We start from the raw sequence: 25,441 nt of genomic DNA, 5'->3' as shown, positions 1-25,441 counted from the left end.
CTTAGTCCTTGGTGACGCGGTTGATTTCTGCAAGGCTGGTGACACCGTTGCGAGCCTTCAGCAGTGCCGATTGCCGCAGGTCTTTCACTCCAGCAGCCAATGCTGCATCGGCGATCGAAAGCGCGTTGCCGCCTTCCAGAATAATGCGCTGGATTTCCTCGGCCATCGGCATCACCTGATAGATGCCGGTGCGGCCCTTGTATCCCTCATTGCATTCACCGCAGCCTAGCGGCTCGAAGATGTTCATGCCAGCGGCGATGTCTTCAGCGGTGAATCCTTCCGCCAAAAGGGCGTGCTCGGGCAGCTGGATTGACTTCTTGCAGTCGTGCAACCGGCGCGACAGCCGTTGGGCGATCACCAGGGTCACCGACGAGGTGATGTTGTAGGGCGCAATGCCCATGTTCATCAGGCGCGAGATGGTTTGTGGGGCGTCATTGGTATGCAGGGTGGACAACACCAGGTGACCGGTTTGCGCGGCCTTGATCGCGATTTCAGCCGTCTCGAGATCGCGGATCTCGCCGACCATGATGACGTCAGGGTCCTGGCGCAGGAAAGAACGCAGCGCGGCAGCGAAGGTCATGCCACGCTTCACATTCATCTGCACCTGATTGATCCCGGGCACACGAATCTCGACCGGGTCTTCTGCGGTGGAAATATTGCGCTCTTCGGTGTTGAGAATGTTCAAGCCGGTATACAGCGAGACCGTTTTGCCCGAGCCGGTCGGGCCGGTGACCAGGATCATGCCGTAGGGCTTGGCCAGGGCACTCATGTACAGCTGTTTCTGTTCGTCCTCGTAGCCAAGTTTGTCGATGCCCAGTTTGGCGGCCGAGCCATCCAGCATACGCAGCACGATCTTCTCGCCGAACAGGGTCGGGCAGGTGCTGACGCGGAAGTCCATCGACTTGGTCTTGGACAGATTGAGCTTGATACGCCCGTCCTGCGGCACCCGGCGCTCGGCGATATCGAGCGAGGACATCACCTTGAGGCGCGAAGCGAGGCGCGCATTCAGCTTGACGGGTGGTTTGGCAACTGCCTTCAGGATGCCGTCCATACGAAAACGCACGCGGTACTCGTTCTCGTAGGGTTCGAAATGGATATCCGAGGCGCCGCGCTTGATGCTGTCGACCAGGATCTTGTTGACGAAGCGGACCACCGGAGTGTCGTCCCCGGCCCCGCGCACATCGACGCCGCCAGCGTCATCATCTTCCTCGGTGTCGCCCAGTTCCAGGTTTTCCAGACCCTCGGCGTCCTCCATCTCATCGCCCAGGGAGTCCGAGGAGCTCAGTGCGGTGTCGATCGCTCGCCGCAGCACCTCCTCATCGACCAGGATCGGCTCAACAGTGAGGTTGGCCTGAAACTTGATCTCGTCCAGTGCCCTCGTGTTGGTAGGGTCCGAAATGCCGACGTAGAGTCGATTGCCACGCTTGAACAGCGGCAGCGCCTTGTGCTGGTCGATCAGCTTCTGATCGACCAGTTTGGCGGCTGATTGGGTGATATCCAGGCAGGCCGCATCGAAAATCGGTACACCGAACTCGAATGCGTTGGCCGCCGCCAGTTGGCCGCCGGTGATGAGCTTCTTCTCCAGCAGGAACAAGTGCACCGGTCGCTTGTCCTTGGCGGCCTCATCCATTGCCCGGCGCGCGTCGGGCTCTGGCAGTGCGCCATCCATGACAAGGCGTCTGACCAGTCCGGTGATTCCGGCAAGATTTGGTGCGGTCGGGGCATTCATCGATGGCATCCTAACTGTTGCCGCTATCCTCTTGAATCTACACCAAACCAGCGCCTTCCGAAACGGCAAGGTTCGGGCCGACCTCGGTGCAGCGCTCGGATCGGAAGCGGCGCAATTGCGGGGCAGTGCGCTGCCGAGGCCGATCGTATTGCGGTACCCTCCGCTGGCCCACACAAGAATCTTCTGGCATGCAGTTATCCATCGTGCTCCCGGCAAAGAATGAAGTTGCCGGCCTGCGTTTGACCCTGCCGCGACTTCGGGAACGGTTTCCCGAAGCGGAGATGATTGTCGTTGACGACGGGTCCAGTGACGAAACAGCCGTGGTGGCAGAGTCGCTCGGCGCAAAAGTCCTGCGTTCCCCGTACTCGATGGGAAATGGCGCGGCCATCAAGCGCGGAGCGCGGGCGGCCAGTGGTGAGGTCTTGGTCTTCATGGATGCCGATGGCCAACACGATCCCGCTGAAATTCCGCCCTTGTTGGCCATGCTCGAGCAAGGCTACGAGATGGCAGTTGGTGCGAGATCTGCCAGCGGGCAGGCGAATGTCAGTCGCGGACTGGCCAATCGCTTCTACAACCGCATCGCCAGTTGGATGACCGGCCATGACATCCGCGACCTGACTTCTGGATTCCGCGCGGTTCGCGCCGCCAAGTTTCTTGAGTTTCTGTACCTGCTGCCCAACGGATTCAGCTACCCGACCACCATCACCATGGCGTTTTTTCGCAGCGCCTATCCAGTTGCCTATGTGCCTGTCAATGTGGCAGCCAGAGTTGGGCATTCAAGCCACATTCGGCCGCTGGCCGACGGCGTCCGGTTCTTGTTGATTATCTTCAAGATTGCCACGCTGTACTCGCCACTGAAGCTTTTTGCACCGACGGCGCTGCTGTTCTTTGCAACGGGCCTTGGTTACTACACCTACACCTTCGTAACTGAAGGGCGCTTCACCAATATGAGCCTGTTGTTGTTCAGTGCTGCAGTGATCATATTCTTGATTGGACTTGTGTCAGAGCAGATCACGTCGCTGGTCTACAGCAAGTCGAGGAGCTGATGCGTGTTGCGTAGCCGCTTGCGGAGGTTGATTGACCTGCTTCGACGCTCGCCGCTTCACCCGCAATGGCTGCTTGGCTCGAGACAACCGCTGATCGCCGCCCTTGGCGACCTGCATGGGGCGCTCGTGTTGGATATCGGCTGCGCAGACCGGTGGCTGCAGCGCGTCTTGCCCGACGACTGCCGGTACATTGGTCTTGATTATCTTGCGACCGGCAAGTTCATGTACGCATCTCGCCCAGACGTGTTTGCCGACGCCGCTTGTCTGCCTCTGGCCGATGGGGCGGTCGATGTGGTGACCATTTTCGACGTGGTGGAGCACCTATACGCGCCGCAGCGCGCCCTCACGGAAATCGCTCGAGTGCTGCGACCACAAGGAAAACTCATTCTCTCGATGCCGTTCCTGTATCCCGTTCACGACGCGCCCCACGACTATCAGCGTTACACCCTGTATGGCATCGAGCGCGAACTGGCAGCGGCAGGACTCCGTCCAAGCTCTCTGCGGCCGAGTTTGGGCTCGGCGGAATCTGCAGGGTTGGTCGCCAATCTCGCTATCGCGGGAATGGGACTGGAGGCCATCAAGCGACGTAGTCTCGGCGTGGTTTTCTTGCCGCTGATTGGCATCGCTGTTCCGGCGATCAATCTGGCCGCCTGGGTGGCGGCCAGGCTGCTTCCGTCGTGGTCGGCATTGACTGCCGGCTACCTGGTGGTCGCATACAAGCCATGAGTCAGCCGGCCCTGGTTCTGATCACCACCTCGTTTCCGATCCAGGGCGATGGCAGCGAAGCGGCTGGTGGCTTTGTCGCCGACCTGGTGGAAGAGCTCGCCAAACATGTGCCGATGCGGGTGGTGGCGCCGGGGGCGAAGTGCATCATCGAGCATCATTCCGATCGAATAGAGGTATTCCGCTACGCAGCGCCACAGCGACCGCTTTCCACATTGAAACTTTGGCGGCCATCGGATCTGCTTGCACTCGGTCGCGTGTTGATTGCCGGCGCCACCGCCACCCGGTCGGCTGCGCAAGCCGGCCCGACCTGCCACCTACTTGCGTTGTGGGCACTGCCATCGGGCTACTGGGCACGACGGGTCTCGCGCCAGATTGGAATCCCCTATTCGACTTGGGCACTGGGCAGCGATATCTGGTCATTGGGCCGCATACCCATTGTGCGCAGCCTGCTGCGAACGGTGCTTCGCGAAGCGGCAGCTTGTTTTGCCGACGGTGTTGAGCTAGCTCAGGATACGCACCGCATCGCAAGTCGAGAGGTCGAGTTCTTGCCCAGCACGCGCGCGATCAGCAAGTCCCGAAGCAGTCCGCTCAAGTCGGAGCCGCCCTATCGACTCTTGTTTCTCGGGCGCTGGCATCCGAACAAGGGAATCGATCTACTCCTAGAGGCCATGCGCCTGTTGTCGCAGCGCGACTGGCAACGCATTGAGGCCGTCGAGATTTGCGGAGGCGGGCCGATGGAGGCTTCGGTACGACAGGGCGTGGCGATCTTGCAACAGGCCGGTCGTCCGGTGCAGCTGCAGGGATACCTCGACAAGGAGGCCGCAGAAGCGACGATCCTGCGTGCAGACTATCTGCTGATTCCATCGCGGATCGAGAGCATTCCGGTGGTCTTCTCGGACGCCATCAAACTGGGCTGTCCGGTCGTTTCCACGCCGACGGGAGATCTGCCAGGTTTGATCGAGAAATTTGCGGTCGGCGTGTCTGCGAGTGAAGGCAGTGCGGCGGCGATGGCTGAGGCGATCAGCGTGGCGGTCAATTCGGCCCCGTCTCAGTTTCAGACCGGGCTGGGCAAACTCGCGACCATGTTCTCGTTGAGCGAGTCGATTGCGCCGCGTTTGCTTGGATTGGCGCTGGGCGGGCGCGGATGAGCCGCGCCGCGGAATCAGGACCACCGCCCGGGATTGGCCATCGCTTTGGAGCGGTGTCGTTTCTGGCTGTGGCGATCACGGTGGCCTTGGTGAGCTTCCTGCTGTGGCAGTCTTGGGATGAAGTGCGCGAAGGGCTGGTCAAGGCATCGCCGATCGTGCTCCTTGCCGGCTGGCTGTTAGCGACGGTATCGACCCTGACAGCCTTCCTGGCATTTGCCGAGCTCTGCAACGCTGTGCATCGGCAGCCGTTGCCGCTGACCGCGCTCGGCCATCTGTATTTCACCGCCCAGTTGATGAAGCATTTGCCGGGTCGCGTGTGGGGGGTCGCCTATCAAGGTGTGATGACACGCGGCCGCATACCGATGCTTGAGTGGGTTGCCATCAATATTGGATATCTCGCTCTGTCCACCTATTTCGCGCTGCTGTTCGCGCTTGTCGTGGTGTTGGCCTGGGTTGCGCCCTGGTTGGGCGCCATGGCGTTGCTACTGGGAATCGCCCTGCTGGCTCTTGCCTGGCGTCCATGGGCAGGTGAACTGGTTGTTAAGGGCGTCGGGCTGATCAGCCGACGTGGGCGGGACAGGTTGCACGGAGCCGTTCGGTCCACCGCCTCAGTTCCTCGCAGCAGTAAGATCCGGTTCGTATGGCTCTCACTGCTGGGATGGGCGTTGTATGCCGCCGCTTGGTCGCTCTACGGCGCCGCGTATCCGGAGTTGGGCGCGGCTGCCGGTATCCATCTCTCGGCCAGCTATACCCTTGCTTGGGTCATCGGCTATCTGTCACTGGTCACACCCTCTGGAATAGGCGTGCGTGAGCTGATCTTTGCAGGTTTGTCCATTGGCTACCCTACCGACATTGTGCTGTATGGCATGCTGATCGGCCGCGCCGGTCTGCTGGCCACCGATCTCGCTTTGGGCACCGTCTTCTGGCCCTATCAAAATGACGCAAGAAAATAACTTCGACGCGCTCCCGGTTTTCGACGACCAGGGCCGAAATCTGGTCGATCCAGCCGATAGTTGGGGCCGCAAGACAGCCTATATCACCTGTTTGCAGGCCAAGGCCATTACCACCTATGTGGGGCGCGGAACGGGCCTGGCATTGGATCTAGGCTGCGGCTACGGCCGCATGAGCGGCACCCTGCGCGAGCTTGGCTGGCAGGTTACCGGCCTCGACGTCTCAAAGCGAGTTTTGATGGCTGCATCGCGCATGGCACCCGCGGGAACCTGGTGTGTAGGAAGCTTGCCTCACCTTCCGTTTGCAGATCGAACCTTTGACCTGGTGCTCGCGCAGAACCTGCTTCGCGTACTGCATCTGAACCAGGTGTTGAATGTTGCCGACGGCATTCCTCGGGTGGTAAAGCCTGGCGGGCGGCTGGTTGTGGTCGACAATATCCGCCAGGGTCACCGCGACTTCGTCCCAGAGTCTGTGGTAATCGAGAAGTTTGCCCGCAATGGCTTTGGCTTGGTCTCGCGCACAGCCATACGGGCAGCGCGCTGGTGGGGGATCTACCTGGTCCGATACGGTGTGATTCCGCCACGGGCATTCGATCGCCTGGCCGAGCATGAGCTGTCTCGCATGGCGAGCCGGCGGGGCAGCCCGCGTTGGCAGTACCACAACGTGCTGTTTGTCTTTGAGCGCTTCACTTGAACAGCGCTGCAAACTCGCCCGATCTTGCCAGCTTGCCGATCATCCTCAGCGGTGGACTGGAGATCGTGAGTCTGGCAGTCGCCGAAACACTGCAGCGTGCAGGTATCGGCTATCGGGTGATATCGCTTGTGCCGCGCAGCCTGCTGCGCGGAGCGCCAGGCTGCGAAAGACTGGTTGATCTCGCTCAAGTGGCCAGTAAGCCGGAGCGCCTAAGGGTTGCGCTGCTGGAATGCCTGTACGATTGGCAGGCGGCGGATAGCCGCAAGCTGGTGCTGTTCGCTACTGAAGACGGCGGTCTGCGCTGCCTCAACGAGTTCGCTGAGGAGATTTGCCAGGTGGCTGATTTTCCGCGTGCGCGCGCCTTGCGCTACGGTGGGCTGGATAAGGCTGAGCTGTTCCTGCATCTGGCCAACTCCGGTGCTTCTCAGGACATTCCAGCTACCGAGGTGCTTGATGATCTGGAGCAGGTTCCAGCCGCGCTGCGGCGCTTGGGAGATTGCGCAATCTTCAAGCCAGCGCTGAAGCCGTGGGACATGGATTTGAGCAGGATGGGGGCAAAGCTCGTGACTCGGCAGGGTGGGGAGTCTGATCGAGAGTTGATGGCGCGTCTGAGTCGCGCCTGGCCGATCTCCCATCGTTGGGTGGCGCAGCAGCGGCTACGGCCATACGGCAACGGTGAGCGTGGCGTGTGGGCGGTACGCGGCGCGCACTCGATCGACGCCATCGAGTTCGTGGAGCGATGGAAGCATCCGGCCAGTGGTGGAACGGGGTGTTGGGTTGAGACTACGCAGGAAGATCAGCTGAAGTCGGCGGGCACACGAATTCTGGAGGCGCTGGACTATCGAGGATTGGCAGAGATTCCGTTTCTCCAGCAGGCTGACGGCAGCCCGCGAATGCTGGAAGTCAATCAGCGCGCCTGGCTCCAGGTTGGCCTGGCTGAGCATAGCGGCGCGGCGATGGTGCTAAACACGCTGCGAGCATTGTCAGATGAGCCGTTGAGCGACAGTCAGGCCACGTTTGTGCCGCGTACCTGGGTCAACTTGGAGCGCGCTGCTGCTGCTGCCGTAAGTGGCGATAACGGGGGGCGATCTTCGGCCTGTGTCACCTTGATACGCCTGCTCCTTTCGAGACCACAGCTTGCTGTGTATTCGAGCCGCTTTCCGCGCGTGCGTCGACGCTGGGTGGCTAGAATGGCAGGCAAAGTCGGGCGCTACCTGCTCAGTAAGTTGAAAGGTTCGAAATGAGGGCGCGAATTGGCGTTTTCGACTCGGGGGTGGGCGGCCTCACCGTGCTGCGCCGATTGCTTGAGCGCTTGCCCAACGCTGAGTATCACTATTTGGGTGATACCGCGCGGGTGCCGTATGGCATTCGATCTGCTGATACGATTGTCGAGTATTCGCGCGAAGGTCTCAGCTACCTGCGCGGCTTGGGGGTGGATCTCTTGGTGGTGGCGTGCAATACGTCCTCAGCGATTGCCGTGCCCAGTCTGCATGATGAGTTCTCACATCCCCTTATTGGCGTCGTGAATGATGGGGTAGAGATCGCGAGTGATCTGGCACAGCGCGGCGCTCTCGTTCTGGGTACGCGCGCTACCATCATGGCGGACATCTATCAACGGCAGATTGCCCAGCGGCGACCGGCGTTGCCTGTGCGTGGACTGGCTTGCCCGCTGTTTGTGCCGATCGTCGAAGAAGGCTGGGCTGATTCGCAGGTGGCGGTCGATGTGGCGCGTCGCTACTTGGATCAATGCAGTGATTTTTCTTTCGATCTGGTCTTGCTGGGATGCACCCACTTCCCGATCATGCAAGCGACCTTGGAACGGGCAGTGGGCCAGGACGTGCGCGTAGTCGACCCTAGCGTTCGGGTGGCGTCGCGGGTCGCGGGATGCTTGCCGAGTGCTGCTTCAGGTGGATGTCCCGAAGTGCATTTCCACGTCACAGACTCACCTGAAGGTTTCACCCGTGTAGCGCGAGCGATGGGCATGCCGATTCACAACGAGGTCAAACACGTCGACGTGGCGGCCCTTCTCAGCTGAACGGTTTGCGGCACATCAGGATGAATCCTGGCAGTAGGCCGGGAGCGAACCGGCATGCCATCAATGCCAGCTTCTGGCGCAGGCTGCCCACCGGAATCAGGTCTTCGCTGTCATAGCGCACTGGGTCGCGCAGGATCCGTTCTACACACGACTCCACCTCAAACCGCGGCAGCATACCCAGCACTCGGCGTCGCGATAGAGGACGCTCCAGGTAGTGATCGCCCTTGCCACAGACGCGCATGTAATAGTCCGCCAGCCAAGAAGGAAGCCAGCTGAGAAACGGCAAATGGTAGTGGGGTTCAATCAGTTCCCACTTGCTTGGGCCGGAGAAATAGCAAACGCCGCCCGGAACCAGCACGCGCCAGATCTCATCTAACAGCTGCTGTGGCTGGTCGGTGTGCTCGTAGATGTGGTTGCAGATCACCGCATTGACGCTGGCGTCAGCGAATGGCAGTTGTTCGCCGTCCGCGATGGCGAAGCTGACAAGGTTATCCGAGCAAAAACCCGCCGATGCATCGAGGTCGACGCCGACACACAGCGCTGCCTCGCCTGTCAGCGAGCGAATCATTTCCCCGGTCGAACAGCCTACATCGACTATGAATCCATCCTCGCGCGGCGTGACCCCCGCCTCTCTCAGCAACGTCTTGATCTTAGCTGCGCGTTTCGCTCGGGTTTGGTGGTAGCGGTCGAATGCGGCTTCGGCGTGCCCAGTCCAGCCCTCTTTCATGTAGCTTCGGGCTTTTTCTTTCAGGTTTGGACGAGGATTCGAGCTCATTCCGCGGCAGCGTTTGCAAGGATGTCGGAAACGGCGGCGATCACCCGCGTGACGTCGCTATCGCTGAGCAGGGCCGAGAGCGGCAGGCTGACGGTCTCGCGGCCGAGGCGCATGGCGTTGGGCCAGTGCTCTGGCTGCCAGCCGAAACGATGTTGATAGTAGGGGTGCTCGGCAACCGACAAGTAATGCACGCCAGTTCCGATCTTGCGCCGGTTCATTTGATCGAGGAACGCATCGCGCTCGATGCCAGTGCGCTGCGTTTCGACCCCAACTGTGTACAGATGGAAGCCGTGCCGAGTGTCGTCGGTGGGTTCTGTCGGAAGGTGTAGAGGCGCTGGTGCGAATTCGTCTTGGTAGCGTTGCCAGATGTCGCGGCGGCGCAGCCAGTTCTGTTCCACTCGCGCCAACTGATGGATACCAATCGCGGCCTGCATGTCCATCATGTTGTACTTGAAGCCGCACTCAACTACTTGGTAATGCTTGTAGCCCTGATCCCCAAACCGGTGCCAGGCATCTTTGCTCATGCCATGCAAGGCAAGCACCTTGGCGCGGGCGATGTGCGCCTCGCTTCTGCCGAGGATCATGCCCCCTTCGCCGGTAACCACGTTCTTGGTGGCATAAAAGCTAAAGCAACCGAAATCGCCAAAGGTGCCCACGGGCTGACCTCGATACTTGGACTCCACGGCGTGGGCACAGTCCTCGATAACCAGGAGTTTGTGCTTCACTGCGATGTCCATGATGCTGGCCATGTCGCATGGTCGGCCGGCAAAGTGAACCGGAAGAATGGCTTGAGTGCGTGGCGTAATGGCTGCTTCGATCGCAGCCGGCGAAATGCACTGTGTATTGGGGTCGACGTCGGCCAGCACCGGCGTCAGTCCGGCATGAATGATCGCGTTCACCGTGGCGCAGAACGTCAATGGGGTGGTGATCACCTCGGCGCCGGGGTCGAGGCCGGCGGCCACCATGCTGACGTGCAGGGCGGCGGTACACGAATTCACTGCGGCCACATGTGGTGCGGCTACGCCCTTGTAGGCTGCAAAGTCCTGTTCAAACCTTGCTACACGTGGGCCGGTTCCCAGCCAGCCCGAGCGCAAACACTGTTCTACTTCGAGGATTTCTTCCTCGCCAATCAAGGGCGCTCCAAAAACCAGAAAGGGCGCTTCGTTCGGATTCATTGGCTTTCCCCGGTGCGGTCGTCTCGGGTGGCGTTGGGCGATTGATTTGAGCTTGTCGCGACCGAAGCTTCGCGCAGTATGTCTGCCATCGCCGCCCCAAATCGGCGTTGCATGGCCGCTCGAGTTGCTGCATAGCCGGGCATGTCGCGCAGCTTTAGCTGGCAGGTCATCAGCAGAGTCCAGTCTCGTGGATCGTCATCTGATAGCGAAATCGCTTCGCGCAAGGCAGGCGCGGCTGCGCCGCAGTCCTCATCCAGCATGTGCAGCGCAGCTTGTTGGCGCAACCATGCTGCGCGAGCGTCCGTGCTGTGCGCAAGACTACGGTTGCCGGCCGCCGCGGCGGCGAGTCTTGCCATAGAACTCGCTGCAATCGCAGGACAACGCCCGTCAGCGACGCGATCGGCAATTGACTGAAACAGCTGAAAGGAATCCTTGTTCAAGGTTGCTGCTTGCCACCAGTCTGAGTCGACCCGCTCCGTGTCGACCCCGCGACAGCGGAGCGACCAGGCAAGAAGAGCAGGTTGTGCATGCATGGGGTGTCTGATCCTCAGAGACTCGACAAGCGCTTTCGCTTCGCCTTCGCTCGTAGGATCGCTTTCGAGCATCAGTGCCAGCTCAGTCGCAGCCCTCAAGGAATCGGGGTGGTGTTGAAACTCGGCTCGTATGAACCTATCGAACGAACTCCAATCCTTAGCACGCTCGTGCGTGCTAAGGGCCAGAGCGATACAGGCCGTAGTACCCAGGGCCATCGCAACCCGCCGCTTGAACATGCTCAACGCCCATCCCAGCAGCAATGCGGGGCCGAACATCGCCAAGTAGTTCCTGTGTTCGAAGTAGAGCTCGAGCGGCACCACGCTTGACTCCAGCGCGTGTGCGGCAAAGAACCATGCAATGGCGATGGCAGGGATAGGCGCCTTACGTCGAATGAGGATGGCGATCGATATGAGACTGAGCAATAAGAGTGCGAAGAGCGATGTTGCTAGATCGACCTGCTGCACGATCGCGATGTCATCTCGGTACAGTCCCATCGATGCAGGTCGCGGCCAGAAGATCAGACCGAGGTAGCCGGGAAGTACATGCAGCTGAGTCAGCACCCGCTCGAGCAACGTGAATGGGCGCTCGTCGTAGTAGGCATAAAGCGCCGGCCAGCGGGAGGCGAAAGCCACTGTGCCCAGCACGATGGGGCCCGCGATGCATGCGGCGAATCCGGGCTCAAATGATTTGCGCTCTTTGCTCTGCTGAGCCGGCCACCGAAAGACAGTCAACTCGAGAATCCCAAGGAACAACGGCACAAGTACGCCATTCTCTTTTGCGAGGTAGGCCAGTGCGGTACAGACCAGCACCAGGCCAATGCGGCCAGCGTTCTTGACCGGGTGCCCTTCTGCTTCGGCGAGTCTCGTGCGCCAATGGACATAAGCCAGGATGGCGAGCACAGAAAACAATGCACTCAGTTGCGCCATTCTCTGTACAGGATAGGCGACCGTGCTCAGCAACAAGGGGTGCAGTAGCACCGAAGCAGCGCAGAGCATTGCCGTTGAATTGACTCGACTTTCGTCATGGCCAGATATCGACATCAGCTTTCGCGCCAGCACCAGGACCAGCAGGGCGAAACCGATATGCAAGATCAAATTGCCCATCTTGTAACCAAAGGCTGTGGCACTGCCGGACAGTTCGTGGGTGAGCACGAAACTCAAGTTGGCGAGCGCCCGACCTCTGACGTGATGGGGGGCCATGGCCAAGGTTTCCCACAGGCCGAGCCCGGCTTCGCGAGCGCCGGCGAGCTGCGGGATAACGGTCAGGTCATCAAGCAGATAGGGGCCGCTGAGCGCTGGCCAATAGGCTGCCGAGCAGATGAGGACCAGAATCGCCCAAGTCGCCACAGCCTTGGCTTTCATCGGCAGTCCAGTGATCATCGCTCAGCATCCTGGGGCAGCAATCGCTGGTCGCGCAGTTGCCGCATACTGATCGCGTGGGGAGGTTTCTTCAGATGTTCCAGCCATCGTACAACCGTGGTTTGGAGGTCTGCGGGAGTCAACCCGTCACAGCCCCCGTTGTCGACGCGTCGCGACAGCATGCCCAACCAATTTGCGTGTTGAAACGTCATCACGCTGGGTCTGGATTGCATGAAGGCAGCTCGTCGTGAAGGCGACAGTTTGGCCTCTAGGCTGCAGTCGACAATGGCGTGCCAGGTGGCGGCAATGGTTGCATTGTCCGCGCCGCTGTTCTCCAGCGCAGCAAACGCGCGCTGAGTCCTGCCCGGGTCGTTTGCCTCAATTCCACGGGCAATTTCAATCACCTGCAATCGCCGGGAAACCTGGGGGGGCGGCGGACTCTCGGCAGACAACAAGCGATCAAGATCGCCCCACGCATAGGAGCGTTGTACGCAAAGCAGCCAGAGTGGGAGCAATAGGCTTATCGAAGCGAGCCACAGTGAGTGGCGATGAGCCAGAAGTTTCGTCGGAGCCAAACCCAAAGCGGCAATTAACAGTCCAGCGAGCGCCAGGTAGTTGCGATGCTCGAACGCGAGTTCGAGTGACAGAGGGCCAGCCTCCAGGCTGTGGCAGACCAACCACCACAACAGGCCCAGCGAAAGCAGCGGTCGCGAACGACGAATACCGAATGCAAGCGCCGACACGGCCAACAGGCCAACGATGCTCAGCAGGGTGGAAATGGGTTGAGCCCAACTGGTTGAGATAGGCAGCCCGTCTCGAAACAGATACAGGTTCTGGTCGAAAGGCAGGAAAGTCGCGAGCAAGTAGTGAGAGAGCACCCGTGGTTCGGTGATCAGCCGCTGCCAGAGGTCGAAATCTCGCGCTGCATAGCCACCGAAGAAGTATCCGGGGTCGGTCGCCGCGAACAGAACGATAGCAACCACGCCCAAGCAGAGAATACCGGTCCAGGCCCAGACCGACCGGGTCTTTGGGAGGCAGTTCAATGCTGAGACTTCTACGGCCAAAGCCAAAGGCAAGGCCAGAATGGCGTTCTCCTTACACAGCATTCCCGCTGCCATGGTTGCCGGGAAAGCCAGCCACAGCCAGAGCAGCCCGGTTCGAGCTTGACTTGCCTGCAATGTCCGTCCTTGGATGTAGGCCAGTACCGCAAGAATCTGCGCTAGGGAGGAGAGCACCTCCATGCGCTGCACCGAGTACAGCACGGTGCTCACTTGCAGGGGATGGATTGCCCAGGCGGCCGCGCAAATCATTGACCATGCTGCGGCGCGACGTTCATTCATCCCGTGAACGGTGAGGAGGCGATTCAACAGTGCTGCCAGCGCAAGCGCCGTGAGCAGGTGAAAAACAAGGCTCAATGCCTTGAAGCCGAAGGGCTGTTCGCCAAAGATCGCCATGTTCATTGCGAACGTCAAATAGGAAATTGGTCTCTGAAGCGGCCCAGAGCCGTTGTCGAAAATGGCCCTGCTGAGCGAGGTTTCACCGCTCCACCAAGCGAACAGCAATTGAAAATTTGCGTGATCGTCGAGCACGAAGGGGCCTAGTAGCCCCGGGATGAAGGCGGTGGCTGTCAACAGCAAGAGCCAGGGTAGCTTGCGGGTCGCCGCGCTGGAATACACAAAGCTCATAAGGTGCTGTGCAGTGCTGGTGAGGTGTTCATACCTAAAGGATCGCGCGGCTCGCGGCAATCGATGGGCAAAAAAAAACAGCACCGCGTTGGCGGTGCTGTCTTTTCACAACTGAATTGCGATTGGTTAGCTTACGGGCAAATCGCCACCGGACGAGTGATCGCCGCATTCAGAATACGGCAGGAGGTCGGCAGGTACTTCAGCTCGGACGCATCGACGCCCGGACCACCACCGCAAACCCACTCGACATCATTGTTCTGGGTCGAGCAACCGTAAGCATTCAGCTGAACTCCCAGGTCGGTGACGCTCGCAGGTGCACCAACGCCCGAACGGGTACCGCTGACGGTCTCAAGGATGTCCAAGTACAGGATGCTGTCACGAATGCCGGTGCGGGTATAGGTGCTGGTGGCGCCTTCGCAGTAGTTCGTGGTGCGAAGCACACGACCGACGGCGTCAGGCTGAGGCATTGAAGCGATCGAGGTGAACGTTTCCGAGATCAGCAACTTAGACGGCCCGGCGCCGTTGACACATTCGCTGATGCGGGTGCGAACGGTGTAGTCGGAGTAGGCCGGAATGGCGATGGCCATCAGGATGCCGATGATCGCGATCACGATCATCAGTTCGATCAAGGTGAAGCCTTTCATATTCTTCATAGTGAAATCCCCGCTATAGCGTGAGTGGATTAAGCATAACGCGTGGCATCGAACCTGTGTCCATTCTGGCTCTCACCCGCAGGTCGATTAAAGCAGAAGTCGTGCCAGCCTTCCATGCGGGGGTGTTGCGTGGGGTCGATGGCAGCTTGAATGTCTGGCGTCGCGTTCAACAGTGACGCATTGCGTCAGTTATTGTCGGCATTGGTGACGTTCCACGGGTCGGTCGGAAATATCCCCAGCACCGTGCCATTTCGTACATCCAGCACCACGGTGGCGTCGCCGCGGCGTGAGGTCAATGGAACAAAGCGGGCGTCTTCCCGAGGTACGCCTGCTTTGCCGATAACTTGCATCATGCTCTCAAGCGTGGCGCTGTCGGTCTGGAGTCGGCCAAGGGGCTTCCCGTTCTGTGCCAGTCCCAGGCTGACTTGATCGAGCGGGATGTAGCGCTCAGGCTTTTGGTGGATGTCTTCACCTGCTGCGCCAGAAAAGACCAATTCCAGCGACTCCGTTGAGTTGCGGCCCATCTGCGCGCCAATCCAAACCGGACCAGTCCAGGACAGCTGTCTAGCCTCAGCGAGAGGCGAGCTTGCCAGCCGATCAGGATCGGTCTCGTTCGCAAACACCACATCGAAGCGATCGAAAACCCCGACGATAAAGGCCGGGCGCGATTGCGCCATGATGTACACGCCGTAGGACAGGAAGGCTGCCTGCAGCAGAGCAATGACAGTGAGGTCGAAGCGTAGGCTGGGTTTGCCGGCGCGGTAGACGATCAGGGTCAGCAGGGGGCCGGCGATGACATCGACCGAGGCCAGAATTAGCAGGAGTTGGTCGGCACCCAGTGCGCCGAACAGAGTCCAGCCGTACCAAAGTCCAATGAGTACTGCTGCGACAACGCCCACTACGGTGGCGCTGATCAGCAGGTGAATGCCGGCTGCACTCCAGCGACCAATTGAACGGGGGGGGGTAGGTTGCTGCTCTTGCATCGTCATTCGATTCCCAGTTTCTTCAGCTTGTAGCGCATCGCGCGGAAGGTGATGCCGAGTTTTGCGGCGGCCTTGGTCTTGTTGTACTTGCACTCGATCAGAGCCTTCTGGATCGCTTCGCGCTCCAGTGACTCGATGAAGTCAGGCAGGGCGTCGCCGCTTGGCACGCTCATCGGTGCAGGAGGTTCAGCCACTTCGTCGCCGTTGCGCACGACCTCGGTCGGGACGGGCGTTGGGCTGTTGCTGGGCAGGCGCAGATCCTCTTCGTGGATGGTGCCGGCATCGCACAGGGCGACAGCGCGTTCGAGGATGTTTTCCAGTTCGCGTACATTGCCGGGGAACGGGTAGTAACGCAGTGCTTTGCTGGCATCAGCGGCCAGTTGGTAGCCGGGGTCGCCGTTTTCGGCGGCGAGCTTGCGCAGGATGGCATCGGCGAGCAGGGCGATGTCTTCAGTGCGCTTGCGCAGCGGCGGCACGTGCAGCTCGATCACATTGATGCGATAGAACAAATCGTGGCGGAAGCGGCCATCCTGCACGCGGTCGTTGAGGTTGGTGTGAGTGGCCGAGAGAATGCGGACGTCAATCGGGTTTTCGGTGTTGGCACCGATCGGCCGTACCGATTTCTCCTGAATCACCCGAAGCAGCTTGACCTGCATGTGCAGCGGCAGTTCGGCCACCTCGTCCAGAAACAACGTGCCGCCCTGCGCGGCCTGAAACAGGCCTTCCTTGTCGGCGATGGCGCCGGTGAAGCTGCCTTTGCGATGGCCGAAGAACTCGCTCTCCATCAATTCGGTCGGAATGGCGCCACAGTTCACCGGTACAAAGGGCGCCTCCGCACGCGGCCCCTGCTCGTGGATAAGCCGCGCCACCAGTTCCTTGCCCACGCCGGATTCGCCGCTGATAAACACGGGGGCCTGGCTGCGTGCGACCTTGGCGATCATTGAGCGCAGTTGGGTGATTGGCGTGGAATCCCCCAGCAGCTTGTTGTTGCTGAGTTGCAGCTGGGCCCGGCGTTGCTCTGACAGCTGCAGGGCGTTCTGCACCATGCGTCGCAGAACATGCAGGTCCACCGGTTTGGAAACGAAATCAAAGGCGCCGGCCTTGAGGGCCTGAACCGCTGCATCGACATTGCCATGGGCGGTGATCATGGCGACCGGTGTGTCGGGGTAGCGGCTGGCGATCAGCTCGATCAGCAGCTGTCCGGAGCCGTCAGGCAGGCGCATGTCGGTGAAGCATAGGTCGTAACTCTTGCCGCCCAGCAGCTTCTGCGCCGATGCCAGGTCGGCGGCGGTATCGACCTTTAGACCCATTCGCGTCAGCGTCAGTGAGAGCAGTTCGCGAATATCTCGCTCGTCATCGACGATCAGGGCAGAACGGGTCGACAGCATGGACAGATCCAAGGGCAGGCCGCGCCCACTTTAGCGCCATTGCATAAACAGGTCACGGGGGGCGATTGCCGAATCGGCCGCTCAGCTGTCGAATGCCCGCGCCAGGGTCAGGCGGAAACGGCTCGGCTGTTCGCCCTCTTCCGGCAGGTATTCCAGGGATGCTTGGTTGGCCTCACATAGGGCCTTGGCGATGTACAGGCCGAGGCCGCTCCCGACGTCGCTGGTGGTGAAGAAAGGATCGAAAATCCGCTCTCGCATGGCCTCCGGAATGCCGGGGCCACTGTCGCAGACGTCGATGGTGGGAAAGCCCGATTCACTATCGGCCAGGGCATGAATCACGATCCGAGCGGGCTCGCCCGGTCGGTGCCCATGCTTCAGCGCATTGCTGACCAGGATGCCCAGCACCTGATGCAACTGTGAGGGGTCGACCACCGCGCGAACATTGGCGTGGCAGATTCCCTGATGCAGAGTTTCGGGGTCGAGGAAGTGATCACTGCGATAGTCGGTGACATAGTTGGAAATCCACTCGCAGATGTCGATCGACTCTGGCCGTGAGCGTTCGCGTCGCGACAGCGCCAGCACATTTTCGACGATGCCGTTCATTCGGTGGCAATGATTGAGCATGATCTCGATCAGTCGGCGATCCTCAGCCGGAAGCTCGGTTGACTCTTCCAGCAGCTGAGCGGCATGTTGGATGGCGGCCAGCGGATTGCGAATCTCGTGCGCGATCGAGGCCGACAGGCGTCCCAGCGTGGCCAGGGTCAGCGCCTCGGCACGCCGCGAGACCAAGGAGCCATCGTCCAGAAAGATCAGGTAGAGCTCTTCGCGCGTGCCAAGGCGCGTCATCCGCGGGATGACCGAAGGCAGGTCGGGTCGCAGTTGCAGGGTGCTGTCTTCAACCTCCTTGGGTGCGCCAAGCCACTCGGCAACACGGCTGGCCAGCACCGGGCTGATCGCTCGCAGATCGCGCTTGCCACTGGGTGGGGCACCGAGGAGATGCCAGCCGGTCTCATTCAGTAGGCGGATCTGCATGTTTTGATCGACCACGGCGACGCCGGATCGCATGCGCCGAATCACCAGCTCGTTGACCTCAGCCAGACTTTCAGCACGGGCTCCATGCTGTTCGGCCAGTGCCAAGCTGTCGCGCAGCTGCTTTCCCAGCTGGTAGCAAAGCACTGCGGCGGTGAGATAGGTCACGCACAGCATCGCCGTTTCGATGGCACTTCCGCGATCCGACCACTGGTAAATGCCGGTCAGTACGAACTCGCCGGTGGTGGCAGCCCCGGCCAGCGCCGCAAAGCCAATGCCCCAGCGAAACGGCAGCAGCAGCGCACAGGCCCCGACATTCACGATCAGCAGCAGGGAGAGACCGATGTCCGGGCCATCCAGAACGGCGCGGGCGGTGGCCGTGACCAGAATGTCGACAACGATGCCGACGGCTGCCAGCCAGGACAAGCGCGCCCGCGCGCGGATGGTCGGCAGAAAGATCAGCACGGCAAAGATCAGGTAGGACACCGACAGCGCGCGACCGAGCGCCGGCTGGCGTAGTTCGGTGACCTCCAGGCCGGCAGGGCTGAAGACGAAGAAGGCCAGTACGGCGGCCTGAAACGCACGCCACAGGGTGAAGAAATACGCCTCCCGACGCAGCGCCGCGCGATCGACCGCGCTGGCGCGCAGCCGGCGGCGCTGCTGCGGCGCGGTTTGGTCGGTCAAAGTGGGTGCGGCAGGAGGAGGGGCGGTGCTCATTCGGGCACACTAACGGACCTGCGACCAAAGTGGGAAGCGCAGAAGTTTTGCCTTTGGGCGGGCCGTTCGCCACAATACCGGCGCTCTGTACCGGGTCTCATGCGACCTCTCAACCACGCCGCTGCGTCGCCCGGTGCTCCTCTTCACAATTCTCAGGTGCAGCATGAACTTCCACGAGTATCAGGCGAAAGAATTGTTTGCCGAGTACGGCATTCCGGTCCCGGTGGGCCGCGTAGCGCGTACCCCCGAGCAAGCGGTTGAGGCCGCCAAAGCGATCGGCGGCGAACACTGGGTGGTCAAGGCGCAGATTCACGCCGGCGGCCGCGGCAAGGCCGGCGGCGTCAAGCTGGTCAAATCACTGGATGACGTGCGTGAGGCTGCGGCCGGCATGCTCGGTAAGAAGATGGCCACCTACCAGTCCGGTGGTCGCGCGCTGCCGGTGGATTGCGTGCTGATCACTGAAGCCACCGATATTGCCAAGGAGCTGTACCTGTCGGTGCTGGTGGATCGCTCTTCGAAGAGCATCAGCTTTATTGCCTCGGCCGAAGGCGGTGTCGAGATCGAGAAGGTGGCGGAAGAGAATCCGGACGCCATCCACACCGTCCAGGTGCAGTTCGTGCAAGGGCTGCAAGCCTTTCAGTGTCGGCAGATCGGCTTCGGCATGGGCCTCAACGCCAAGCAGGCCAATCAGCTGACCAAGATCATGATGGGCCTGTTCAAGCTGTTCAACGAGAAAGACCTGTCCCTGGTCGAGCTGAATCCGCTGGCGATCATCAGCAATGGTGATCTGGTGGCGCTGGATGGCAAGGTCAACTCCGATGACAACGCTGGTTTCCGTCAGACCCGTCTGGTCGCCATGCGTGACCGCGCGCAGGAAGACGAGCAGGAGGCCGAGGCGGCCGAGCACGACCTCAACTACGTCACCATGGACGGCAATATCGGCTGCATGGTGAACGGCGCCGGTCTGGCCATGGCGACCATGGATGTGATCAAGCTCAACGGCGGTGAACCGGCCAATTTCCTCGATGTCGGCGGCGGCGCCACGCGTGAGCGCGTGACCGAGGCGTTCAAGCTGATTCTGGCCTCGCACAAGGTCAAGGCCATCCTGGTCAACATCTTCGGCGGCATCGTGCGCTGCGACATGATCGCCGAGGGCATCATCGCCGCGGTGAAGGACGTCGGCGTGACCATTCCGGTGGTGGTGCGGCTGGAAGGCACCAATGTCGACAAGGGCAAGGCCTTGCTGGCCAACAGCGGACTGGCCCTGATTCCTGCCGACGACCTGAACGACGCGGCCAAGAAGGCCGTGGCGGCCGCTGCCTGAATCGATCGAGGACTATGACATGAGTGTGTTGGTCAACAAGAACACCAAGGTGATCGTGCAGGGCTTTACCGGCCAGCAGGGCACCTTCCACGCCGAACAGATGCTTGAATACGGCACCAAGGTGATGGGCGGCGTCACTCCCGGCAAGGGCGGCAAGGAACATATCGGACTGCCGGTGTACGACACCGTGCAGGATGCAGTCGACGACACCGGCGCTGATGCCTCGGTGATCTACGTGCCACCGCCGTTCGCCGCCGACGCCATCCTGGAAGCCGCCGATGCTGGCATCCGGGTGATCGTGGCGATTACCGAAGGCATTCCGGTGCTGGACATGCTGCGCGTCAAGCACGCGCTGGCCCATTACGACGAGTGCTGGCTGATCGGCCCGAACTGCCCCGGTATCATCACCCCGGGCGAATGCAAGATCGGCATCATGCCGGGCCACATTCACCTGCCGGGCAAGGTTGGCATCGTGTCGCGTTCGGGCACACTGACCTATGAGGCAGTCAAGCAGACCACCGATGCCGGGCTAGGCCAGAGCACCTGTATCGGCATCGGCGGCGACCCGATCCAGGGACTGAACTTCATCGACGCCCTGCAATTGTTCCAGGACGATCCGCAGACCGAGGGCATCATCATGGTCGGCGAGATTGGCGGCAGCGCGGAAGAAGAGGCTGCCGAGTTCATTACCGAGTACGTCACCAAACCGGTGGTCGGCTTCATTGCCGGCGCCTCGGCGCCTCCGGGCAAGCGCATGGGCCACGCCGGCGCCATTGCCTCGGGCGGCAAGGGCACTGCAGCGGGCAAATTTGCTGCGCTGGAAGCAGCCGGCGTTACCACCGTGCGTTCGCCGGCGGATCTGGGCAAGGCCTTGCTGCAGAAAATGAAATAAGGTCAACCACGATCGCGAGAGACTTGATGGGCCGCCATGTGCGGCCCATTCTTTGTTTGCAAGCCCCATGGCTGGGGATCGAGGATGGGTATGCGAATCGCCCTGGCGCAGTTCGATTTTCCGGTGGGAGCGGTCAGCCACAACGCTGAACGTATAGTTTCACTGATCGAGCAGGCGCGCGATGTGCACGCCGCCGACTTGGTGGTGTTCCCGGAGTTGGCCTTGTCGGGTTACCCGCCCGAAGATCTGCTGCTGCGTCCGAGCTTTCTGCGTGCGGTGGCCGACAGCCTGTCCGAGATTGCCGCCACCGTGCACGGCATCGTCGCCTTGGTCGGGCATCCCGAAGCGATGGGGAGCGTGGTGTTCAATGCCCTCAGTGTGTTGCGCGAGGGCAAGGTCGAGGCCACCTATCGGAAGCGCGAGCTGCCGAACTATGCGGTATTCGACGAGCGTCGCTACTTTGCCCGTGGCGATAACTCGGTGGTGATCGATGTGGGCGGAGTCGCCGTCGGACTGTTGATCTGCGAGGATCTGTGGTTCGCCAAGCCGCTGCGCGATACCGTCGCTGCCGGCGCTGAGCTGGTGGTGGTGGCCAATGCCTCGCCCTACGAAGCCGACAAGCCGGCCGAGCGTGATGCCTTGATGGCCAGGCGCGTGGCGGAGACTGGCTGCCCGCTGGCCTATCTCAATCTGGTCGGTGGCCAGGATGAGCTGGTATTCGACGGTGCTTCGGTACTGGCCGATGGCGACGGCACCGCGCATCCTGCCGCGCTGGCCTTTGGCGACAGCTGGTTGATCGCCGATTTCGATCAAACCAGGAAGTGTTGGAACCGTGTGCTATGGCCGGAGGCGGGTGACGAATCGCGGCTGGCGCTGACCTACGATGCCTTGGTGCGGGCAACCCGTGACTACGTGCTCAAGAACGGCTTTCGCAACGTCTGGATCGGCTTGTCCGGTGGCATCGACTCGGCCCTGACATTGGCCATCGCTGCCGATGCGCTGGGACCCGCCCATGTCCGAGCGATCCGCCTGCCTTCGCGCTTTACCTCAGGCGAAAGCAACGATCTGGCGGAGCTGCAGGCCGGCTGGCTCGGCGTTGCGATTGATGCCGTCGAGATCGAGCCGGCCTTTCAGGGCATGCTGGCCTCGCTGAGCGAGATGTTTCGCAACGTTGCGGCCGATCTTGCCGAGGAGAACCTGCAATCGCGCTGTCGTGGCGCCTTGCTGATGGCCTTGTCGAACAAGTTTGGCGGTCTGGTACTGACCACCGGTAACAAGAGCGAGTACGCGGTCGGCTACGCGACCATCTACGGCGACATGTGCGGTGCCTTCGCGCCGCTGAAGGACGTCTACAAGACCGATGTGTTCGAGCTGAGTCGTTGGCGTAACTCGCGCGGCCGGGCGATTCCGGATGACGTCATCCGCCGACCGCCGACCGCCGAACTGCGCGAAAACCAGCTCGACCAGGATTCGCTGCCGCCCTACGACCTGCTCGACGCCATCCTGTTTCGCTTCATTGACCAGGAGATGTCGCGTGCGGAAATCATCGCCGAGGGCTACGACGAAGCGGTGGTCAACCGGGTTGCCCGACTGGTCTTCAACAACGAATGGAAGCGCCGCCAATCGGCGCCCGGACCGAAGGTCTCGCGCCGGGCGTTTGGCCGTGAGCGCCGCTACCCGATCACCAATGGCTGGGCTCGCTAGCAGCTAGCCCGATCCAGCGGCCGGCAGATTCCTAGCCGCTCTGGCGATCCCCAAACGGCCACAGCTTGCGCAGCCAGCTGCGCTCATTCGGCCAGTCACCGCTCAGGTAGGGGTGCTTCGGATTGTTGAGTTCAAGCACGCGCCGGGCATCGCTGGCCAGCTGCTCTTGGCCAAGCTGGTGATAGCTTTCACTCAGCACGGCGAGGGCATCGCCCTGATGCTGCGACTGCGGATAGACCTCAAGCACGTACTTGCCGCGCTGAGCCGCCGCGACATAGGCGCCGCGACGCAGGTAGTAGGTGGCGACATTGATTTCATAGCGGGCCAGACGATTGCGCAGATACACCATGCGTTGCCGCGCATCAACAGCGTAGGGCGTATCCGGGTAGCGCCGGATCACCTCAGCAAAATCATCGAAACTCTGCTTGGCATTGGTCATGTCGCGCATGGTGCTGTCGATCCGCACGATACGCTCCAGAACGCCGGTGTCGCGCTCGAAGTTGATCAAGGCTTTCAGATAGAAGGCATAGGCGATCTTCTGGTGGGCCGGATAGGTCTTGATGAAGCGATTGATGCTCGACAGCGCTTCCTCATGCTTGTTGCCGCGATACTGTGCGTAGCTCAGCTCAAGCATCGCCTGCTCGGTGTAGTCACCGTAGGGAAAGCGGGCAATGAGGCGCTGGTAGTAGCGTGCCGCACGTGACAGATTGCCGCCGACCAAGCTCTCCTTGGCGGTGGCGTACATCTCCTCGACGGGCAAGGTCTCCAGCGGATCCTTGCGCTGGAACCAGCCACAGCCGGCCACCAGGCCGAGCACAGCAGACAGCATCAGCGCGCGCGGCAGGAAACTGGGCGCGAAGCGGGGGAGGGAGCGAAAAAAGCCGGAATATCGGATCATGTTGTACCGAAAGTGAGCGCCTGATCGCGGCTCGAAGCCGCCGATGATAGCCCAAAGCCAAGACCGGGCTCCATAAAACACGAATGCCATGAACAAAAACCGAACCTTTTCCGAACCGGTCAGCCAGACCGGCGCGGGTGCACACCACATCGCGCTGGCCGAGCAGGTGCCTGAATCGCTGTCCGGGCTTAGGCTTGACCAGGCCGCCGCACAGATGTTCCCGGAATACTCGCGTTCGCGCATCACGCAGTGGATCAAGAACGGCGAGCTACGGCTCGATGGTCAGGTCGCCAAGCCGAAGGACCCGGTGGTTGGCGGTCAGCGGATTCGCGTGGCCGCCGACCTGCCGCAGGTGGTCGAGTCGGCGCCGGAGAATATTCCCCTCGAACTGCTCTACCAGGATGAGGCCCTGTTGATTGTCAACAAGCCGGCCGGTCTGGTGGTTCACCCCGGCGCTGGCAATCGCCAGGGCACCTTGGTCAACGCCCTGCTGCATCTCGACCCGGCGCTTGATCGCCTGCCACGCGCCGGCATCGTCCACCGGCTCGACAAGGACACCTCGGGTGCACTGCTGGTGGCGCGAACGCCAGAGGCACACGCGGCCTTGGTGGCCATGTTGGCCGAGCGGCAGATTCGACGCCAGTATGAGGCGGTGGTGACCGGCGTGATGCTGGCTGGCAGCACGGTCGATGCCCCGCTCGACCGTCACCCCACCGACCGCCTGCGCCGTGCGGTAGTGGCAAATGGGCGGCCCGCCGTGACCCATTATCGGGTGCGCGAACGCTTTCGCGCCCACAGTCACATCGAGTGCAAGCTGGAAACCGGGCGCACGCACCAGATTCGCGTGCACATGGCGCATATTCGCTATCCGCTGATCGGCGACCCTCTGTACGGCGGCAGTCTGCGTCTGCCCAAACAGGCCAGCGAGGAGTGCACATCGATCTTGCGTGGCTTCAAGCGTCAGGCGCTGCATGCCGAACGCCTGGGCTTCGAGCATCCGTTCACCGGCGAATCGATCGAGGTGACGGCGCCGCGACCGGCGGATCTGCAGCAGTTGCTGGAGGTGTTGCGCGCCGATGCCGCTGACGCCGCTGACGCCGCCAAAGCGGGGCGATGAGCGATCAGAACGCCGTGCCCTGGTGGCTGCCTGCCGACTGGCAGGTGCCCGGCATACGGGCCGGTACAACCCTGCGTTGCGGTTTGGGGCAGTCGCTGCCGCCGTTTGACCGGCTGAATCTGGGGTTGAACTGTGGCGATCAGGCGCAGGACGTGGTCGCCAATCGGCGCGCCCTGCAGCTGGCCTTGGGGCTGCCTTCGGAGCCGCGCTGGCTGCGCCAGGTGCATGGCACGGGCGTTACTCGCATCGATCGGGTCAGCGGGTCGGTGGTGCCGATTACCGCTGATGCGGCGGTCACCGCTCTGCCCGGCCAAGTGCTGGCGATTCTGTCGGCCGACTGTATGCCGGTGCTGTTGGCGGCCGACGATGGCCGTGAGGTGGCGGCCGCACATGCTGGCTGGCGCGGCCTGGCGGCTGGCGTCATCGCTGGCACGGTAGCGGCGATGCAGACCCCGGCCGAGCGCCTGCAGGCCTGGCTGGGTCCGGCCGCCGGGCCGCAGGCCTACGAGGTCGACGAGCCGGTGCGCAGCGCCTTCCTGGGACAGGATCCGCAGGCCGATCTGGGCTTCCGCCCGGGACGAGCGGGGCACTACTGGCTCGATCTCTACGCCATCGCCCGTGCGCAATTGGCCCGGCTCGGCATCCAGCAGGTAAGTGGCGGTCAGCATTGCACGATCAGTGAGCCGCAGCGGTTCTTTTCCTACCGACGCGATACGCGCTGCGGTCGGATGGCCAGCCTGATTTGGATGTCCTGAGGATGCCGCCTTCGCTGGTGGTTTGGGTCTGACTGGGTCAGTGCTGTGGGCCGCAGGCCCACCCTGCGAGGCGCGGGCGTAGGGTGGGCGTGCCGCCCACCGTCGGCGCGGCCCGATTGACCTGGC

Annotated in this window: 22 protein-coding genes; 12 read left to right on the top strand and 10 right to left on the bottom strand. The window is 61.5% G+C overall.

All coding sequences use genetic code 11. From position 1 onward, the window contains the following. Position 1 precedes the first annotated feature (1 nt). Entirely contained in the window at positions 2-1,729 is a 1,728-nt protein-coding gene (pilB, locus tag IFO71_RS00425; RefSeq protein WP_192027543.1) for a type IV-A pilus assembly ATPase PilB, read from the bottom strand. A 188-nt stretch (positions 1,730-1,917) separates the two neighbouring features. On the opposite strand from pilB, the gene IFO71_RS00420 reads away from it, so the two are divergent. From IFO71_RS00420 to murI, 7 genes are read left to right on the top strand one after another with little or no spacing between them, the layout of a single operon-like run. Next, complete coding sequence (locus IFO71_RS00420) at positions 1,918-2,775, top strand: glycosyltransferase family 2 protein (RefSeq protein WP_192027542.1); 858 nt, start codon at positions 1,918-1,920, stop codon at positions 2,773-2,775. Positions 2,776-2,802: 27 nt separating this feature from the next. Further along, positions 2,803-3,501 carry a class I SAM-dependent methyltransferase gene (locus IFO71_RS00415; protein WP_225444258.1) on the top strand — a complete coding sequence of 233 codons (699 nt, stop codon included), beginning with the start codon at positions 2,803-2,805 and terminating at the stop codon, positions 3,499-3,501. Next, positions 3,498-4,649 (top strand): glycosyltransferase, encoded by a 1,152-nt coding sequence (locus IFO71_RS00410; RefSeq protein WP_192027540.1) that lies wholly within the window; start codon positions 3,498-3,500, stop codon positions 4,647-4,649. Before IFO71_RS00415 ends, IFO71_RS00410 begins: the two co-directional genes overlap by 4 nt. Further along, a complete protein-coding gene (locus tag IFO71_RS00405) occupies positions 4,646-5,602 on the top strand; it encodes a lysylphosphatidylglycerol synthase transmembrane domain-containing protein (protein WP_192027539.1) in 957 nt (318 codons plus the stop codon). Before IFO71_RS00410 ends, IFO71_RS00405 begins: the two co-directional genes overlap by 4 nt. Continuing rightward, on the top strand, positions 5,586-6,293 hold the full coding sequence (locus IFO71_RS00400; protein ID WP_192027538.1) for a class I SAM-dependent methyltransferase: 708 nt from the start codon (positions 5,586-5,588) through the stop codon (positions 6,291-6,293). Before IFO71_RS00405 ends, IFO71_RS00400 begins: the two co-directional genes overlap by 17 nt. Then, positions 6,290-7,537, top strand: a complete 1,248-nt coding sequence (locus IFO71_RS00395; protein ID WP_192027537.1) for a hypothetical protein — start codon at positions 6,290-6,292, stop codon at positions 7,535-7,537. Before IFO71_RS00400 ends, IFO71_RS00395 begins: the two co-directional genes overlap by 4 nt. Continuing rightward, positions 7,534-8,328, top strand: a complete 795-nt coding sequence (gene murI / locus IFO71_RS00390) for a glutamate racemase (protein WP_192027536.1) — start codon at positions 7,534-7,536, stop codon at positions 8,326-8,328. The genes IFO71_RS00395 and murI overlap by 4 nt, the downstream gene beginning before the upstream one ends. On the opposite strand, the gene IFO71_RS00385 is transcribed toward murI, so the two are convergent. The 8 genes from IFO71_RS00385 to IFO71_RS00350 form a co-directional block, all read right to left on the bottom strand. Then, on the bottom strand, positions 8,321-9,055 hold the full coding sequence (locus IFO71_RS00385) for a class I SAM-dependent methyltransferase (RefSeq protein WP_192027535.1): 735 nt from the start codon (positions 9,053-9,055) through the stop codon (positions 8,321-8,323). The genes murI and IFO71_RS00385 overlap by 8 nt on opposite strands. A gap of 44 nt (positions 9,056-9,099) precedes the next feature. Beyond that, positions 9,100-10,278 carry a DegT/DnrJ/EryC1/StrS family aminotransferase gene (locus IFO71_RS00380; RefSeq protein WP_192027534.1) on the bottom strand — a complete coding sequence of 393 codons (1,179 nt, stop codon included), beginning with the start codon at positions 10,276-10,278 and terminating at the stop codon, positions 9,100-9,102. Further along, on the bottom strand, positions 10,275-12,191 hold the full coding sequence (locus IFO71_RS00375) for a hypothetical protein (protein WP_192027533.1): 1,917 nt from the start codon (positions 12,189-12,191) through the stop codon (positions 10,275-10,277). Before IFO71_RS00375 ends, IFO71_RS00380 begins: the two co-directional genes overlap by 4 nt. Further along, positions 12,188-13,855: a hypothetical protein gene (locus IFO71_RS00370; protein WP_192027532.1), complete on the bottom strand. Its 1,668-nt coding sequence runs from the start codon at positions 13,853-13,855 to the stop codon at positions 12,188-12,190. Before IFO71_RS00370 ends, IFO71_RS00375 begins: the two co-directional genes overlap by 4 nt. Before the next feature lie 131 nt (positions 13,856-13,986). After that, complete coding sequence (locus IFO71_RS22240) at positions 13,987-14,508, bottom strand: pilin (protein ID WP_192027531.1); 522 nt, start codon at positions 14,506-14,508, stop codon at positions 13,987-13,989. Positions 14,509-14,693: 185 nt separating this feature from the next. Next, positions 14,694-15,491: a TfpX/TfpZ family type IV pilin accessory protein gene (gene tfpZ, locus IFO71_RS00360; protein ID WP_192027530.1), complete on the bottom strand. Its 798-nt coding sequence runs from the start codon at positions 15,489-15,491 to the stop codon at positions 14,694-14,696. A gap of 2 nt (positions 15,492-15,493) precedes the next feature. Then, the gene (locus IFO71_RS00355) at positions 15,494-16,879 is read right to left on the bottom strand and encodes a sigma-54-dependent transcriptional regulator (protein ID WP_192027529.1); all 1,386 of its coding nucleotides are present in this window, start codon (positions 16,877-16,879) and stop codon (positions 15,494-15,496) included. Positions 16,880-16,960: 81 nt separating this feature from the next. Then, entirely contained in the window at positions 16,961-18,625 is a 1,665-nt protein-coding gene (locus IFO71_RS00350) for a sensor histidine kinase (RefSeq protein ID WP_192027528.1), read from the bottom strand. 163 nt (positions 18,626-18,788) lie between these two features. On the opposite strand from IFO71_RS00350, the gene sucC reads away from it, so the two are divergent. The 3 genes from sucC to IFO71_RS00335 all read left to right on the top strand — a co-directional run bounded on the left by sucC (position 18,789) and on the right by IFO71_RS00335 (position 22,545). Continuing rightward, on the top strand, positions 18,789-19,949 hold the full coding sequence (sucC, locus tag IFO71_RS00345) for an ADP-forming succinate--CoA ligase subunit beta (protein WP_192027527.1): 1,161 nt from the start codon (positions 18,789-18,791) through the stop codon (positions 19,947-19,949). 19 nt (positions 19,950-19,968) lie between these two features. Then, positions 19,969-20,841 carry a succinate--CoA ligase subunit alpha gene (gene sucD / locus IFO71_RS00340; protein ID WP_192027526.1) on the top strand — a complete coding sequence of 291 codons (873 nt, stop codon included), beginning with the start codon at positions 19,969-19,971 and terminating at the stop codon, positions 20,839-20,841. An 84-nt stretch (positions 20,842-20,925) separates the two neighbouring features. Next, positions 20,926-22,545: an NAD+ synthase gene (locus tag IFO71_RS00335; protein WP_192027525.1), complete on the top strand. Its 1,620-nt coding sequence runs from the start codon at positions 20,926-20,928 to the stop codon at positions 22,543-22,545. Positions 22,546-22,576: 31 nt separating this feature from the next. On the opposite strand, the gene IFO71_RS00330 is transcribed toward IFO71_RS00335, so the two are convergent. Beyond that, positions 22,577-23,443, bottom strand: a complete 867-nt coding sequence (locus IFO71_RS00330; protein WP_192027524.1) for an outer membrane protein assembly factor BamD — start codon at positions 23,441-23,443, stop codon at positions 22,577-22,579. Positions 23,444-23,531: 88 nt separating this feature from the next. Between IFO71_RS00330 and rluD the strand changes: the two genes are divergently transcribed. Both rluD and pgeF read left to right on the top strand, forming a co-directional pair. Then, positions 23,532-24,560: a 23S rRNA pseudouridine(1911/1915/1917) synthase RluD gene (gene rluD / locus IFO71_RS00325; RefSeq protein ID WP_192027523.1), complete on the top strand. Its 1,029-nt coding sequence runs from the start codon at positions 23,532-23,534 to the stop codon at positions 24,558-24,560. After that, positions 24,557-25,315 (top strand): peptidoglycan editing factor PgeF, encoded by a 759-nt coding sequence (gene pgeF, locus IFO71_RS00320; protein ID WP_192027522.1) that lies wholly within the window; start codon positions 24,557-24,559, stop codon positions 25,313-25,315. The genes rluD and pgeF overlap by 4 nt, the downstream gene beginning before the upstream one ends. Positions 25,316-25,441: the final 126 nt, after the last annotated feature.

Origin of the sequence: Pseudomarimonas arenosa (assembly GCF_014841215.1) — a bacterium.
Taxonomy (GTDB): domain Bacteria; phylum Pseudomonadota; class Gammaproteobacteria; order Xanthomonadales; family Xanthomonadaceae; genus Pseudomarimonas; species Pseudomarimonas arenosa.
Note: the sequence above shows the minus strand (reverse complement) of the source record. Positions and strands in the feature narration are given on the sequence as shown.